The organism is Mycobacterium dioxanotrophicus (assembly GCF_002157835.1).
GTDB lineage: Bacteria > Actinomycetota > Actinomycetes > Mycobacteriales > Mycobacteriaceae > Mycobacterium > Mycobacterium dioxanotrophicus.
This window is the reverse complement of the sequence record NZ_CP020809.1, coordinates 6268332-6283397: the sequence shown is the minus strand read 5'-3', so window position 1 is coordinate 6283397 and position 15066 is coordinate 6268332. Positions and strand designations below refer to the sequence as shown.

Annotated in this window: 16 protein-coding genes; 7 read left to right on the top strand and 9 right to left on the bottom strand. The window is 67.0% G+C overall.

Going from position 1 to position 15066, the window contains the following annotated elements; translation table 11 throughout:
* Positions 1 to 19: 19 nt before the first annotated feature.
* The 4 genes from BTO20_RS30625 to lmeA all read right to left on the bottom strand — a co-directional run bounded on the left by BTO20_RS30625 (position 20) and on the right by lmeA (position 1927).
* Positions 20 to 487 carry a DUF4395 domain-containing protein gene (locus tag BTO20_RS30625; protein ID WP_087079627.1) on the bottom strand — a complete coding sequence of 156 codons (468 nt, stop codon included), beginning with the start codon at positions 485 to 487 and terminating at the stop codon, positions 20 to 22.
* Positions 488 to 579: 92 nt separating this feature from the next.
* Positions 580 to 672, bottom strand: a complete 93-nt coding sequence (locus tag BTO20_RS41410; RefSeq protein ID WP_353651897.1) for an Ms5788A family Cys-rich leader peptide — start codon at positions 670 to 672, stop codon at positions 580 to 582.
* Positions 673 to 701: 29 nt separating this feature from the next.
* The gene (locus BTO20_RS30615) at positions 702 to 1127 is read right to left on the bottom strand and encodes a thioredoxin family protein (RefSeq protein WP_087079626.1); all 426 of its coding nucleotides are present in this window, start codon (positions 1125 to 1127) and stop codon (positions 702 to 704) included.
* A complete protein-coding gene (lmeA, locus tag BTO20_RS30610; protein WP_232491290.1) occupies positions 1124 to 1927 on the bottom strand; it encodes a mannan chain length control protein LmeA in 804 nt (267 codons plus the stop codon). Before lmeA ends, BTO20_RS30615 begins: the two co-directional genes overlap by 4 nt.
* Positions 1928 to 2102: 175 nt before the next feature.
* On the opposite strand from lmeA, the gene BTO20_RS30605 reads away from it, so the two are divergent.
* The 6 genes from BTO20_RS30605 (at position 2103) to pstB (ending at position 7928) form a co-directional block, all read left to right on the top strand.
* Positions 2103 to 2885 carry a winged helix-turn-helix transcriptional regulator gene (locus BTO20_RS30605; RefSeq protein WP_232491289.1) on the top strand — a complete coding sequence of 261 codons (783 nt, stop codon included), beginning with the start codon at positions 2103 to 2105 and terminating at the stop codon, positions 2883 to 2885.
* The gene (gene mshD / locus BTO20_RS30600) at positions 2882 to 3874 is read left to right on the top strand and encodes a mycothiol synthase (protein ID WP_087079624.1); all 993 of its coding nucleotides are present in this window, start codon (positions 2882 to 2884) and stop codon (positions 3872 to 3874) included. The genes BTO20_RS30605 and mshD overlap by 4 nt, the downstream gene beginning before the upstream one ends.
* A gap of 112 nt (positions 3875 to 3986) precedes the next feature.
* The gene (gene pstS / locus BTO20_RS30595; RefSeq protein WP_087079623.1) at positions 3987 to 5126 is read left to right on the top strand and encodes a phosphate ABC transporter substrate-binding protein PstS; all 1140 of its coding nucleotides are present in this window, start codon (positions 3987 to 3989) and stop codon (positions 5124 to 5126) included.
* Positions 5127 to 5169: 43 nt separating this feature from the next.
* Entirely contained in the window at positions 5170 to 6228 is a 1059-nt protein-coding gene (gene pstC, locus BTO20_RS30590; RefSeq protein ID WP_087079622.1) for a phosphate ABC transporter permease subunit PstC, read from the top strand.
* Positions 6225 to 7142, top strand: coding sequence for a phosphate ABC transporter permease PstA (gene pstA, locus BTO20_RS40760; RefSeq protein WP_087079621.1), 918 nt, complete (start codon positions 6225 to 6227; stop codon positions 7140 to 7142). The genes pstC and pstA overlap by 4 nt, the downstream gene beginning before the upstream one ends.
* A 9-nt stretch (positions 7143 to 7151) precedes the next feature.
* Positions 7152 to 7928, top strand: coding sequence for a phosphate ABC transporter ATP-binding protein PstB (gene pstB, locus BTO20_RS40755; RefSeq protein WP_083166334.1), 777 nt, complete (start codon positions 7152 to 7154; stop codon positions 7926 to 7928).
* A gap of 88 nt (positions 7929 to 8016) precedes the next feature.
* Here pstB and BTO20_RS30575 read toward each other — a convergent pair whose 3' ends face one another.
* Positions 8017 to 8991 carry a quinone oxidoreductase family protein gene (locus tag BTO20_RS30575; protein ID WP_087079620.1) on the bottom strand — a complete coding sequence of 325 codons (975 nt, stop codon included), beginning with the start codon at positions 8989 to 8991 and terminating at the stop codon, positions 8017 to 8019.
* 79 nt (positions 8992 to 9070) lie between these two features.
* Here BTO20_RS30575 and BTO20_RS30570 point away from each other — a divergent pair, with 79 nt between their 5' ends.
* Positions 9071 to 9577: a MarR family winged helix-turn-helix transcriptional regulator gene (locus BTO20_RS30570; RefSeq protein ID WP_198344117.1), complete on the top strand. Its 507-nt coding sequence runs from the start codon at positions 9071 to 9073 to the stop codon at positions 9575 to 9577.
* Between the two features lie 6 nt (positions 9578 to 9583).
* On the opposite strand, the gene phoU is transcribed toward BTO20_RS30570, so the two are convergent.
* The 4 genes from phoU to BTO20_RS30550 all read right to left on the bottom strand — a co-directional run bounded on the left by phoU (position 9584) and on the right by BTO20_RS30550 (position 14966).
* Positions 9584 to 10252, bottom strand: coding sequence for a phosphate signaling complex protein PhoU (phoU, locus tag BTO20_RS30565; RefSeq protein WP_087079618.1), 669 nt, complete (start codon positions 10250 to 10252; stop codon positions 9584 to 9586).
* A 72-nt stretch (positions 10253 to 10324) separates the two neighbouring features.
* On the bottom strand, positions 10325 to 12583 hold the full coding sequence (locus tag BTO20_RS30560; RefSeq protein ID WP_198344116.1) for an LCP family protein: 2259 nt from the start codon (positions 12581 to 12583) through the stop codon (positions 10325 to 10327).
* 209 nt (positions 12584 to 12792) lie between these two features.
* The gene (gene dusB / locus BTO20_RS30555) at positions 12793 to 13968 is read right to left on the bottom strand and encodes a tRNA dihydrouridine synthase DusB (protein ID WP_087079617.1); all 1176 of its coding nucleotides are present in this window, start codon (positions 13966 to 13968) and stop codon (positions 12793 to 12795) included.
* Positions 13965 to 14966 carry an acyl-ACP desaturase gene (locus tag BTO20_RS30550; RefSeq protein WP_083166338.1) on the bottom strand — a complete coding sequence of 334 codons (1002 nt, stop codon included), beginning with the start codon at positions 14964 to 14966 and terminating at the stop codon, positions 13965 to 13967. Before BTO20_RS30550 ends, dusB begins: the two co-directional genes overlap by 4 nt.
* Positions 14967 to 15066 lie beyond the last annotated feature (100 nt).

Below are 15066 nucleotides of genomic sequence, written 5' to 3'. Positions count from 1 at the left end.
TGCTTGATATTTGGGGGGGTCAGGCGGGACTTGGTGTGCGACGGAAACGAGCCACCAGCGGGTAGATCTGGCAGCCCAGGCAGATGCCGAAGGCGGCATTGAGGAACGCTGCCACCAAGGCCAACGCGGTGGCGGCCAAGCCCAGCGCGGGGACGCCGAGCGCGAAACCGACGGTACCCACGACGGCGAACGCGAAGCCGACCAGTTGAGCGAACTTCAGCGGAGCAACCGGTTCACGTTCGGTGACGGGTCCGAGACGGGGCGCGACGAGCGTGGCGAACACCCGGCCGTAGGGATGGCGGCGAGGACCACCGAGGGCGCCGACGGCGAACACCACCGCCTGCAGACCGAGCAGCACGGCCGCCGCGACATTGCTGACCCCGGAGACCAGCAGGATGAGGATCAGTGCACCGGTGGTGACCCAGGCGGCGAATCGCGGGCCGCGCACGTCGACCTGACCGGCTGTCTCGAGGTGGGGACCTGACATGTGAACAAACTCCTGTTGTTGTTGGAAGGCTGGAAGGTGAGCAGTCCGGAGGACAAGTCTCCGAGCGGGCACGTCAAGACGCGCGGAAGCGCTCAGCAGCAGCAACAACAACAGCAGCAACCCGCGACGCGGCACAGATCGACTGCGCGGCGCTTGGTGAGCACAAGCTCAATGCGGGCGGACACGAGCGACAGCTTACCCAATGACGGCCGAGTCAGGCCAACAGCGGTTTCAGCGCCGCGCGCAGGTCAGCAGCCTTGGGCACGCCGCTGGTGCGGTGCCGCTGATGCCCTTCGGCGTCGAAGATGAACGTCGTCGGCAGCGACAAAACCGAAAGACGCCGCGCCGCTGCCGGATTCGCGTCCATGTCGATCTCCACGTGCGCCACCGCAGGCAGCTCGGCGCACACCTGGTCGACCACGCGGCGCACGCCTGCGCACGGTCCGCACCATTCCGCGCTGAAATGCAGGATGGTCGGTCCGGTGCTGGACAGCCCGAGGTCGGAGGTGTCCAGTTGCGCGGTGGCGTCGTCGGCGGCCCGCAGCATCCCGGCGCGCCGGGTCACCAGCCGGCCGATCACATGCGCCACGCCCAGCGCGGCGACCAGCACCGCGATCACGGTGATCATGGAAGTGCTCATGTCTGTCTGAACTCGCTGAGCTCGACGGTTACTCCCTCGGCGATGCCCTCGATGATGATGTCGGAGCCGCGGGCGCCTTCGCTCGTCGGGGCGATGCCGAAGGGCAGCTTCTGTCCGGTGATGGTGCTGCTGAACTCCGCGAGCACCGCGGCGGTCTTGTCCTCGGGAACCGGCTGGTCGGCGGTGCCTGCACCGGTGAGTACCCCGGTGGCGGTCATCACCAGCGTGCTGTGGTCATCGCCGGTGATGGACAGGTCCACCGTGACGCTGACGCGCTTGTCGATGCCCGCCGCCCTCGGAGTACCGGTGAACACCAGGCCCTGATTGCTCGATATGCCCGATTCGGTGGTGCCGCCGGTGGGGTCGTTGGTTTCCCGGGACGGGGCCTCCACGAGCAGGTCGTCGATACCCATGAACCGCCCCACATGGGTGGAGTCGATGATGATGCGGCTCTCCAGCTTGCCGATGTGCATGGGGGCGTTCGGCCGGATGAGCCAGGAAGCCTCGGTCAGGTTGATGTGATGCATGGTGGCTTCCAGCGATGCCTTGCCGACCACGGGGTGGTCCACCCCGATCGCCCGCAGCTCCACCTCGTTGTACTGGTGCCGTCGAGCCTGGGTGATGAACGGGAATCCGAGGATTGCGGCGGTGGGGTCCCAGTTCAGGGCCGCGACCGTGCGCAGCGTGCGGGCCAGCCGGTATTCGGCGTAGATGGCGGCGCCGAAGTCGACGCCGACGGCCGCCACGACGAGCGCAAGCACGGTCGCGACGAAGCCGATCACCAGTTTCCGCACCGGCATATTGTTGCCCACGTCCGGGCGGACGCTTCTCGCGGCGCGGCCGAACTGCAGGTAAGGCGTTATCGTTAGAAGACAAATGGCCGGTAACGGCCACGTGTCAGCCATGAATCCGGGTAACCACCTCCGACATCGGCGTCCGGGCGGTTCCAAAGTGATTCCCGGTGCGCCGGAGGACCTGTTGGATCTGCTGCTACTCACCCTCGACTCGCATCCGGAGTCTGTCCTGCCTTCCCTGTCGCTGCTGGCACATAACGTGCGGACAGCGCCGACCGAGGTGTCCTCCCTGCTGGAGGCGGGCAACGCCGACGTGGCGATCGTCGATGCGCGGGTGGATCTGGCCGCCGCCCGCGGCTTGTGTCGGTTGTTGGGCACCACCGGGACGTCGGTGCCGGTCGTCGCGGTGCTCAACGAAGGCGGACTCGTCGCCGTGACCCACGAGTGGGGTCTCGACGAGATCCTGTTGCCGGGTACCGGCCCGGCCGAGATCGACGCGAGGCTGCGGCTGCTGGTGGGGCGCCGTGGTGGCGCGGCCAGCCAGGAGAACGTCGGCAAGATCTCGCTCGGTGAGCTGGTCATCGACGAGGGCACCTACACCGCGCGGCTGCGCGGCCGGCCGCTCGACCTCACCTACAAGGAGTTCGAGCTGCTGAAGTACCTCGCGCAGCACGCGGGCCGGGTGTTCACCCGCGCCCAGCTGCTGCAGGAGGTGTGGGGATACGACTTCTTCGGCGGCACCCGCACCGTCGACGTGCATGTGCGGCGACTGCGCGCCAAGCTGGGGCCGGAGTACGAATCGCTGATCGGAACCGTGCGCAACGTGGGCTACAAGGCGGTCCGCCCGTCCCGCGGGCGCGGCCCCGCCGTCGGGCATACGGCCGACGACAGCGACGACGATGACGACGACTACTCGCCGCCGGTCGCCAAGGGCCCGCTGGCCGATCGGCTGCCCAGCCAGTGACGTCGATCAACTGGCGCACATCTTTGTCCGGCGCCGATCAGCAGCAGATCCGCGCCCTCATCGCGACGGCGACGGAGCGCGACGGGATCGCGCCGGTCGGTGATCAGGTGTTGCGCGAGCTCGGCCGTGACCGGACCCGTCATCTTGTCGCTGCCGACGGCGACGAGGTGATCGGCTACCTCAACTTGGCCCCGGCCGGCGGTGACGATCCGGCGATGGCCGAGCTGGTGGTGCACCCCGATGCCAGGCGGCAGGGGACCGGGTCGCAGCTGGCCCGCGCGGGGCTCTCCGCAGGCGGGCCCGGCGCCAGGATCTGGGCACACGGCAACCTCGAACCCGCCCGGGCCCTGGCGGCCCAACTGGGATTGGTCATCGTCCGGGAACTGCTGCAGATGCGTCGTCCGCTGGCCGACCTGCCTCCGCAGCGGGACGTCCCCGGCGTGACGATCAGGACGTATCAGGGGCCGCAGGACGACGCCGAGCTGCTCCGCGTCAATAATGCGGCCTTCTCATGGCACCCCGAGCAGGGCGGCTGGACCGAGCAGGACATCGTCGAACGTCGCCACGAGGCGTGGTTCGACCCCACGGGTCTGTTTCTGGCGTTCGAGGCCCGCACGCGAGGAGGACCAGAATCGTTCCGCACGCGAGGAGGACCAGAATCGTCCCGCACGCGAGGAGGACCAGAATCACCCGCACGCCTGCTGGGTTTCCACTGGACGAAGATCCACGCCGGTGGTCTGCCGGACGGCTCCGGGCTCGGCGAGGTGTACGTGGTGGGCGTCGATCCATCGGCGCAGGGCCGCGGGCTGGGATCCCTGTTGACCTTGACCGGGCTGCATCACCTCGCGGCGGCGCTATCAGGGACTTCACAGCCTGTGGTCATGCTTTACGTCGAGGCAAATAACTCGGCGGCGGTGAACACTTACCGAAAACTCGGTTTCGAGGTGGCTGTTGTCGATGCGGCCTATGGGCCCTCGCAGCGCGACTAGCAGTGAACACGCCGAACCTGTTCACCGTCCGTTCATATTCCATCACCGCACCGTCCACTGCGGCCGCATACGTTGCCGGGGAGTCTGACGCCGTCAAACGAAAGTGGGATAAGTGAAGCTCAACAGCATTGGTAAGCGGGTCGGCACTCCGCTGGGAGTGTTCTTGTCTGCGACGGCCGTCGCCGCGCTGACCCTGACCGCGTGCGGCAGCGACAACAACAGCGGCACCAAGTCGAGCTCCGCGGCCTCCGGGAGCGCTGCGGCTTCGGCGGAGTGCGGTGGCAAGAACGCGCTGACCGCGGAAGGCTCGACGGCCCAGCAGAACGCCATCGCGCTGTTCAACCAGGCTTGGGGTCAGGCGTGCTCGGGCAAGAACCTGTCGTACAACCCGACCGGCTCGGGAGCGGGTCGTGAGCAGTTCATCGCCAAGCAGGTTGACTTCGCCGGCTCCGACTCGGCGCTGAGCGGCGATCAGGTCAAGGCTGCCGCGGATCGCTGCGGTGGAAACCCGGCCTGGAACCTGCCGCTCGTGTTCGGCCCGGTCGCGCTGGCCTACAACCTCGAGGGCGTCGACAAGCTCGTCGTCAACGGTGACGTGCTCGCCAAGATCTTCCAGGGCCAGATCAAGAAGTGGAACGACCCGGCCATCGCGGCGCTCAACGCCGGCACCACCCTGCCGGACGTCGACATCAAGCCGGTCTACCGCTCGGACTCCTCGGGCACCACCGACAACTTCCAGAAGTACCTGTCCGCCGCCGCTCCGCAGGCGTGGACCAAGGGTGCGGGCAGCGAGTTCCAGGGCGGCGCGGGCGAGGGTGCGCAGAAGTCCTCGGGCGTGGTGCAGGCCGTGCAGAACACCCCGGGATCGATCGGCTACGTGGAGAAGGGCTTCGCCGACAAGGCCAAGCTGACGGCCGCGCAGATCGACAGCGGTGCGGGCCCGGTCGCGCTGACCAACGACTCGGCGGCCAAGGCCATCGACGCCGCCAAGTTCGCCGCCGAGGGCAACGACCTCAAGCTCGACCTGAACTCGCTGTACGGCTCGAAGGAAGCCGGCGTGTACCCGCTGGTGCTGGCGACCTACAACATCGTCTGCTCCAAGGGCTACGACGCCGACACATCCGCAGCGGTCAAGTCGTTCCTGACGGTGGCCGCCAACCAGGGCCAGTCCGGGCTCGGCGACGCCGGTTACGTTCCGCTTCCGGACGCCTTCAAGCAGCGCCTGCTGACATCCGTCAACGCGATCGCTTAGTTCGCCGGCGCAATTATTCTGGTGAGGATGGATTTTCGATCGTATGACCGACAGGGGCCCGGACGGGACAACCGTGACAACACCTGATCCTGCCGACTCAGGGTCGGGCGAGGCCATCGCCGCGCCCGCCCCGAAGCCGGAACCCATCTCCACCGACCCGTCGCGCGGGGCGGCGAAAGTACGGCTGGGCGACCGCATTTTCCGCGGCCTGGCCGAAGGCTCGGGCATCCTGATCGTCGCGCTCATCGCGGCGATCGGGGTGTTCCTGCTCTGGCGGGCCATCCCAGCGCTGGCCCGCAACCAAGAGAACTTTTTCCTCTACGGCGGTAACTGGGTCACCACCAACACGTCGGCGATGCACTTCGGCATCCTCGACCTGCTCCAGGTGACCGTGTTCGTGTCGGTGTTCTCACTGATCCTGGCGATGCCCGTCGCACTGGGCATCGCGATCTTCCTCACCCAGTACGCCCCCAAGCGGCTGTCCAGCCCGCTGGCGTACATGGTCGACCTGCTCGCGGCGGTGCCGTCGATCGTCTATGGCGTCTGGGGTCTGTATGTCCTGGCCCCGGTGCTCAAGCCACTGGCGGTGTGGCTCAACGAGAATCTGTCGTGGCTCTTCCTGTTCAAGACAGGCAATGTGTCGCTGGCCGGCGGCGGAACTATTTTCACCGCGGGCATCGTGCTGGCGGTGATGATCCTGCCGATCATCACCGCGGTGACGCGTGAAGTGTTCGTCCAGACGCCCCGTGGGCAGATCGAGGCCGCATTGGCCCTCGGTGCGACCCGCTGGGAGGTCGTGCGCACCACCGTGCTGCCGTTCGGGATGTCGGGTTACATCAGCGGTGCGATGCTCGGCCTGGGTCGCGCGCTCGGCGAGACCATCGCCCTGCTGATCATCCTGCGCGGCACCCAGACGGCGTTCGGTTGGTCGCTGTTCGACGGCGGCTATACCTTCGCCAGCAAGATCGCCGCCACTGCAAGCGAATTCAACGACCAGTACAAGGCGGGCGCCTACATTGCGGCCGGCCTGGTGCTGTTCATCCTCACGTTCGTGGTCAACTCACTGGCGCGCGCCGTCGTCGCCGGAAAGGCTGCGCGATGAGCGCTCCGACACTCGACCAGCCGGTCAAGGCGCCCGCCTTCCAGGGCGTCAGCGTTCGTCGCAAGCTGACCAATCACCTGGCCACCGTCCTTGTTTCGGCCTCCATGCTGATCGCGTTGGTGCCCCTGCTGTGGGTGCTGTGGTCGGCGGTCACCAAGGGCTGGACCGCGCTGACGTCCCCGGTGTGGTTCACCAATTCCCAGTCGGGCATGACGGCGTTCGCGCCGGGCGGCGGTGTGTACCACGCTCTGGTCGGCACGCTGTTGCAGGGCGTCGTGTGCTCGATCATCTCGATTCCGATCGGGGTCATGGTCGCGGTGTACCTCGTCGAATACGGCGGCGGCACCCGGCTGGGCAAGCTCACCACCTTCATGGTCGACATCCTCACCGGTGTGCCGTCGATCGTCGCGGCCCTGTTCATCTATGCCTTGTGGGTCGCCACCCTTGGGTTCGGCCGGTCCGGCTTCGCGGTGTCACTGTCCTTGGTGCTGTTGATGATTCCGGTGATCGTGCGTGCCACCGAGGAGATGCTGCGCATCGTCCCGATGGACCTGCGCGAGGCCAGCTATGCGCTGGGTGTGCCGAAGTGGAAGACCATCCTGCGCATCGTGATCCCGACGGCGCTGTCGGGCATCGTCACCGGCGTCATGCTGGCACTGGCCCGCGTGATGGGGGAGACGGCTCCGCTGCTGATCCTGGTCGGTTACGCCCAGGCCATGAACTTCGACATGTTCAACGGGTTCATGGGATCGCTGCCGGGCATGATGTACGACCAGATCTCCGCGGGCGCGGGCGCCAACCCGGTGCCGACCGACCGGCTGTGGGGTGCGGCGCTGACGCTCATCCTGTTGATCGCGGTGCTCAATGTTGCGGCCCGGTTGGTCGCCAAAATCTTTGCCCCCAAGAAGTTCTAGGAGCACACCATGGCCAAACGGCTTGATCTCAAAGACGTCAACATCTATTACGGCTCCTTCCACGCGGTCGCCGACGTCGCGCTGTCGGTGCAGCCGCGCAGTGTCACCGCGTTCATCGGCCCGTCCGGCTGCGGCAAGTCGACCGTGCTGCGCACTCTGAACCGCATGCACGAGGTCATCCCCGGCGCCCGCGTCGAGGGCTCGGTGCTGCTCGACGGCGAGGACATCTACGGTGCCGGTGTCGACCCGGTCGGCGTGCGCAAGACCATCGGTATGGTGTTCCAGCGGCCGAATCCGTTCCCTACCATGTCGATTCGCGACAACGTGGTGGCGGGCCTGAAGCTTCAGGGCGTGCGCAACAAGAAGACCCTGGACGAGGTCGCCGAGCGCTCGCTCAAGGGTGCGAACCTGTGGAACGAGGTCAAGGACCGGCTGGACAAACCCGGCGGTGGCCTCTCGGGCGGTCAGCAGCAGCGGTTGTGCATCGCGAGAGCCATTGCGGTGCAACCCGATGTGTTGCTGATGGACGAGCCGTGCTCGGCACTCGACCCGATCTCGACGCTGGCCATCGAGGACCTGATCTCGACGCTGAAGCTCGACTACACGATCGTCATCGTCACGCACAACATGCAGCAGGCCGCCCGCGTGAGTGATCAGACGGCGTTCTTCAATCTCGAGGCCACCGGCAAACCGGGCAGGCTCATCGAGATCGATGACACCGAGAAGATCTTCTCCAACCCGAGCAAGAAGGCCACGGAGGATTACATCTCCGGCCGTTTCGGCTGACGTTCCTCACGCGAGCAGACACCAAGGTCCGCGAAGCGCGGCGTGTCGGGGTGCCTTGGCGTCTCTTCGCGGAAAGAAGCGGAAAGAACTAGGGAGTCAGGACCACCCGGGTTCCCGACGGTTCGCGGTCGGTCCACACCTGCTCGACCTCAGCCAGCGGGCGGGCCTGGGTGCGCAGCTGCAGCTCGCCTGTGGCGACCATGGCGAACATGCGGGCCAGCCCTTCGGTGCGGGCCTGTAGCAGCGCCTCGGGCGATACGCTGCCGATGCCCACGCCGCACAGGGTGATGCCGTTGCCGCGCAGCACTCCGGCGTCGAGTTCGAGCGTGGGCCCTGCCATCGAGCCGATCTGCACGAAGCGTGTGGCGTGGTAGTGCGCAGACGGGTGGCTTGCGGCCAACGCTGTCAGCACCTGCGTCGCCGGGTCGCCCCAGAGGTAGTCGAGCACGGCGTCGAACGGCTGCTCTGCGTGGAGCGTCTCGACGCGGGCAGCGAGATCCTCTGTGCCGAGGGCGATCACGTCGTCGGCGCCGACCGAGCGCAGCCACTGCAGCCGGTCGGCGTCGCGGCCGGCGACCACCACCCGGCCCGCGCCGAACACGGACTTCGCGAGTTGCACGGCCGTGGCGCCGGTGACTCCGGTGGCGCCGAGCACCAGCAGATGGTCGCCGGTCGTGACTGCGCCGGCGTCGGCCAGCGCGGTCCACGCGGAGACGCCCGGGTTGGGTAGGGCAGCGGCGGTCACGGAATCCAGCGCGTCGGGGATCTCGATGGCGCCGCTCGGGTCGATCAGGGTGCGTTCGGCCATCATGCCGTAGGGCGCGAGTGCACCGGTGTAGACGCGACGCCCGTCGGCCAGCCGGGCCACGCCGTCCACGCCGGGTATGGCCGGAAGCTGTATCTCCTTGCTGGCGTAGTGCTTTCCCGATATCAGGGCCCGGGTGAGGTTGGTCAGGGCGGAGGCCTCGACGGCGACCACCTCGGCTCCGTCTCGGGGCTCGGGCTCGGGTGCGTCGGTGTAGGTGGGCACCTGGCCCCAATGGTCGACGACGGCGGCTTTCATGCCTGCTCCTTGGTTGCCGTAGATATAGTTTCTATGGAAACCATATACGGAAGCTGGTCGAGATGGCAATATGGTTTCCGTGAAAACCAAGCTCGCGCTGGTCGACGACATCACCACGCTGATCGGCGTGGTCGGTGACAGGTTCGACGATGGCGACGACGGCGACGCCGAACGGGATTTCATGGTCGACCGGTGCCCGGCCCGGCTGGAGCGGGCGCTGCGCGATCTGCCCACGCTGAGCTTGCACCTGCTGGCAGACATCGCCGACGGGCCCGTCAGCGTGGTCGGATTGGCCGCGCGGTCGGGCAGGCTCAAAGGCACGGTGTCCAAACACGTTCAGCGCCTGGTGGCCGCCGGGTTGGTGACGCGGGAGGCAATTCCCGGTAACCGCAAGGAGATCGAGCTCAGCCTCACCGCCGACGGCGAGCTCGTCGTCGGTGTGCACCGGCAGATGCACACCGAGATGGACTCCGGCTGGCGCGATTTCCTGCTGCGCTACAGCAGCGCGGAACTGCAGGTGATCACCAAGGTGCTCGGCGATCTGGCGGCCGCCCGTAAGGTCGGCGTGCGGCTGGTGCCGGACTAGACCCGCTTACTGTTGCTGCGGGATGGTCTCGCCGTCCGGGTAGACGCCGGTGACCTGGAAGATCACCCGGCGGGCCACCTCGACGGCGTGGTCGGCGAAGCGTTCGTAGAACCGGCTCAACAGCGTCACGTCGACAGCGGCGGTCACACCGTATTTCCAGTCCCGGTCCATCAGCACGGTGAACAGGTGACGATGCAGATCATCCATCGCATCGTCTTCCTCCTGGATCCGCGCGGCCTTCTCCGGATCGCGGGTGATCAGCACCTCGCGCGCGGCGTGGCCCAGTTCGACTGCCACGCGGCCCATTTCGGCGAAGTAGCCGTTGACCTCCTCGGGCAGGGCGTGCTGCGGGTGGCGACGGCGAGCGATCTTGGCGACGTGCAGCGCCAGCGCGCCCATCCGGTCGACGTCGGCCACGATCTGGATCGAGCCCACCACCGAACGCAGATCGCCCGCGACCGGGGCCTGCAATGCCAGCAACACGAATGCGGATTCCTCAGCCCGGGTGCTCAGCGCGCTCATCTGGTCGTGGTCGGTGATGACCTGCTCGGCCAGCACCAGATCGGCCTGCAACAACGCCTGGGTGGCGCGTTCCATCGCGGTACCCGCCAGCTCGCACATCGCGCCGAGCTGAGCTGTGAGGGAATCCAATTGTTCGTGGTACTGGGTACGCATGCGACAAGATTAGGCTGTCAGTCGCTAGGTAGTCACGACGCTACCGGTGAACGGAGGGTGAATGCCCCCCGATTATTCACAGGTGGTGTCGGCGGCGTTGGTGACCGTCAGATCCTGGGGCAGCTCGGTGTGTGCGGTGCTGGTGCCGTGCACCACGTTGACCTGCACCTCCGAACCGCTGGGCGTGGGCGCATTCACGTTGTGGAAGTCAGAGCCCAACACCACCCGCACCACGCTGCCCATGCCGCTCACCCGCTCGATCGTGGGGTTGGCGAACGAGGACGCGACCGTGGCTGCCGCCTGCTCGTTACCGGGGGAGAAGAACACCGTGGTGGACGGCAGGGCCTCCGGGTAGTCGTCCGGGCTCGACACGTTGAAGCCGTGCTCCTGCAGTTCCTGGGCCGCGGTCGCGGCGAGCCCGTCGGCGCCGGTCGAGTTGGACACGCGGACCGTGACATCCTGCGGGTCGGTGGTGACGGCGTTGACCATCTCGGCGGGCGCCGGGTCGGCCGGGGCGGGAGCCGTGGTCGCCGTCTGCGGCGCCTCCGACGACCGTGCGGCCGACGTGCTCGACGGTGTGCTGCCCGGCACCGGGGTGTTGTCGGCGTTCTTCTCACCCGGCAGCGGATCGTCGTTGATGATCGCGTCGAACAGCGCGCGCATGTCATCGGTGCGCGGGGTCTCGTTGCCGCTTTCGTCGGCGTATCCGACGGTGGGCACCGTGACGAAGCTGATCCGGCCGGCGTTGACACCCTGCACCGACTGCCCCAGGTCGACGAGGTCCTTGGTCTTGATGTTGTCGACGTAGCTGTCACTGATGAACATGTTGACGACGTTGTTCAGCTTGCTCAGCGAGAAGAACGTGTCCTTGGAGATCAGCGACCGCAGCAGTGAGGACAAGAACAACTGCTGACGTTTGATGCGGCCGTAATCGCCGTTGAACTCGGTGGTGACCTGGCGGGCCCGCACGTAGTTCAGTGCGGTGTGGCCGTCGACGATCTGCCGCCCGGCGTTGGGTAGCACCGTGCCGAGTTCGTAGTCCTCCAGCGGGGTGGTGCTGCACACCTCCACACCACCGAGGGCGTCGACCATCTTGGAGAATCCGGCGAAGTCGACGGCCATGAACCGGTTGATGGACAGGCCGGACAGCTTCTGGATGACCTTCACCAGGCACCTGGGGCCGCCGAATGCGAAGGCCGAGTTCAGCTTGGTCTCGGTGTACACCTCATCGGGACCGTAGGTGCCGGTGTCCTTGTCGTACAGCGGGCCGTACGTGGAGGTTTCGGGATTCCAGGGCTCGCACTGGGTCGGTGTGATGGCCAGGTCCCGGGGGAACGACACGGCCACCACGCGCTTACGGCTGGCCGGGATGTTCACCAGCATGATCGTGTCGGAGCGGGCGCCGCCGGCATCCTGCGTGTCGCCCGCGCCCATCTGGGCGTTGTCGCCGAACCGGCTGTCGATGCCGACGATGAGGAAGTTCTCGTCGCCGAACTGTGCATTGGGGTCGAGGATGTCGCGCGAATTCGGGTCGAGGGCCGACACCTTGTTGAGCATGTTGTTCTTCGAGGACTGCCACTGCCACGCACCGCCGGTCAGCACGAGGGCGAGCACGGCCAACAGCGCCGCCACCGCGCGGCCGGCCAGCTTGACCCCGTGGTGGCGCGCCGGCACCGGCTCGATGATCTCGGTCAACGGGTCGGAATCGAGTGGCCGACCGACTGCGCGGGCGGGCAGCATTCGCGATGTCCGCCAGGAGCGACGGCCGGGCTCCGGCGACTCCGGATCGTCCTGCGGTTCATCGTCGGTCACGACGGGGATGACGGTCGTCTCCGTCATGTCGTCGCGGTCCACCGGGTCTTCGAGGGAGCCGGCGACCTCGGCATATCCCGAGTCCTCGGCATATCCCGAGTCCTCGGCGTATCCCGGATCGTCGGCGTATCCCAGATCGACGTAGCCCGGGTCCTCCGGGATGTCGCGTACGGCCTCGATCACCTCGGTGGGGTCGGGCCGCTCAGGCTCGGGAAGGGGTTCGTACGCGGGTTCGGGTTCTGGCTCGGGGTCCGGCTCCGGATCGGCGCGGTGACGCGAGCGGCGCGGCACGGGGGCGTCGCCGGTGCGGGTCATTCTCGCGATGAGGTCAGCAACGGTGACGCCGTCGGCGTGGTTGCCGGTCGGCTCGTCGGGTGTCTGGTCAGCGCCAGTCAGATGATCTGCGCGTTCCCACGGCGCGGCGCCTGGCAATGGTTGCGGAGATCGGGTAAGCCATTGGTTGTCGCCGTCTTCTGCGCGTCGCCGACGGCCGGGAGTGGCGTTGTCACCGTCACTCATGTCCCTACGGGCCTCCGACTCTGTGGGCGTGCGCGTCGGTGCGCATCAAACGTTTCGCGACGCGATATGCGTCTCTAGCTGCAGTAAGTGTGGTTCCGGGCCCCGGCACCGGCCACGACCGAGCCCCCATCGTAACGAGAAGGCCGGGGTGTGGGCCAGCCAGAGCAGATGACGGACTCATCTCGAAACCGGGTCGGAACGGCCACCGATCAGCCTCCCGAGTGCATCACGTCCGCGCCGAACGGCACCGCACAGTCGTCCGGATCGTCCAGCCAGCCCTCCGGCAGCGAGACCGACGCCGCTGAGCCCTGACGGCCCCGCGGGCCGGTGGCGGCTTGCGGAAACGCCGTCTCGCCGTCCAGTTGGCGGAGCAGCTCGCCGAGTTCGGCACGGGTCTTGACCAGCGCCAGGCCGCGACGCAGCTCGGCGCCGGCCGGGAAGCCGTGCAGATACCACGCGACGTGCTTACGGATGTCCCGCATGCCCTTGTCCTCGCCGAAGTGGGCACTGAGCAGCTCGCCGTGGCGGCGAACGATGTCCGCGACCTCGCCGAGCGTGGGCGGCGTGGGGGCGGGACGCCCGGTGAACGCGGCCGACAGTTCCGCGAACAGCCAGGGCCGCCCCAAGCATCCGCGGCCGATGACGACGCCGTCGCAACCGGTGGCCGCCATCATGGCCAGCGCGTCGTCGGCTTCGAAGATGTCTCCGTTGCCGAGCACCGGAACGCTGGTGACGTGCGCTTTGAGGGCGGCGATCTGCTCCCAGTCGGCGGTGCCGGAGTAGCGCTGCGCCGCGGTACGCGCGTGGAGCGCGACGGCGGCTGCGCCTTCCTCGGCGGCGATGCGGCCGGCGTCGAGGTGGGTGTGGTGGGCGTCGTCGATGCCGATGCGGAACTTGACCGTCACCGGAATATCGGTGCCCGCGACACCGCGCACCGCGGCGGCGACGATCTGGCCGAACAGCCGCCGCTTGTACGGCAACGCGGAGCCGCCGCCACGCTTGGTCACCTTGGGGACCGGGCAGCCGAAGTTCATGTCGATGTGGTCGGCCATGCCCTCGTCGGCGATCATCTTGGCCGCCCGGTAGGTGGTCTCCGGGTCAACCGTGTAGAGCTGCAGCGACCGCGGTGACTCGTCGGGAGCGAACGTCGTCATGTGCATGGTGACGGGATGGCGCTCGACAAGGGCGCGGGCCGTGACCATCTCGCACACATACAGACCGCTGACCGTGCCGGCGCGAGCGACTTCCAATTCGCGGCACAACGTGCGGAATGCGACATTGGTCACACCGGCCATGGGGGCAAGCACGACCGGGCTGCGCAATGCGATCGACCCGATCTGCAGTGCAGACCGGGTCGACGTCGCAGTCGTGGGTGGCGATGTCATGCAGTCGACGACGACACCAGAAGGTTCTTCATGGCCTTCTTCTCGGCCATCTTGCGCTCCCGCTCCAGGCGCCGCTCCTTGGCGACCTCGAACTTCTCGCAGGCGTCCTCCAGCTCCTTGACCAGGCGGCCGAGGTCGTCACGCAGGCGCGCGCCCTCACCGGTGAAGTCTTCCCGCTCGAAGATGCGCCACTTCTTGAGCACCGGCATCACCACGTCGTCGAGGTGGATCCGCGGGTCGTAGACGCCGCCGACGGCGATGACCACGGCCTTGCGGCGGAAGTCCGGCACGGTGTAGCCCGGCATCTTGAAGTTGTCGAGCACCCGGTGCAGCGAGGCCATCGCCTGGTTGGGGGAGATGTCCAGGCCGGCCGCGCTGACGTCGCGGTAGAAGATCATGTGCAGGTTCTCGTCGCCCGAGATGCGCTGCAGCAGCTGGTCGGCGATGGGCTCGTCGCAGGCCTTGCCGGTGTTGCGGTGCGACACGCGGGTGGCGAGCTCCTGGAACGTCACGTAGATGACCGAGTCGAACAGGCTCTCGGCGAACAGATCGCCCTGCTGGTTCTGGCCCGGGGAGAATCCGCGCGTGACCTGCTCGACCCGCAGCTCTTCGAGCTCCACGGGATCGATGGCGCGGGTGACGACGAGGTAGTCGCGCAGCGCGATGCCGTGCCGGTTCTCCTCGGCGGTCCAGCGGTTGACCCACTGGCCCCAGGCGCCGTCCATGCCCATGTTCATCGCGATCTCGCGGTGATAGGACGGGAGATTGTCCTCGGTCAGCAGGTTCTGCACCATCGCGGTCTGGGCGACCTCGGAAAGCTTGGATTGACCGGGCTCCCAGTCCTGTCCGCCGAGCGCGTAGTAGTTCTTGCCGTCAGACCAGGGGATGAAGTCGTGCGGATTCCAGTCCTTCCGCATCTGCATGTGCCGATTCATGCTCTTCTCGACGACAGGTTCGAGCTCCTGCAGCAGCTGCAGGTCGGTCATTTCCTTCGACATGGGTGCTCGCTTTCTCGTAACCATGTGTCCGAGTTATCTGTACCCGTTGGTTGCACTCAATATATCTGTGTATCCCGGTGACATTCAAGTTACTCCGGCT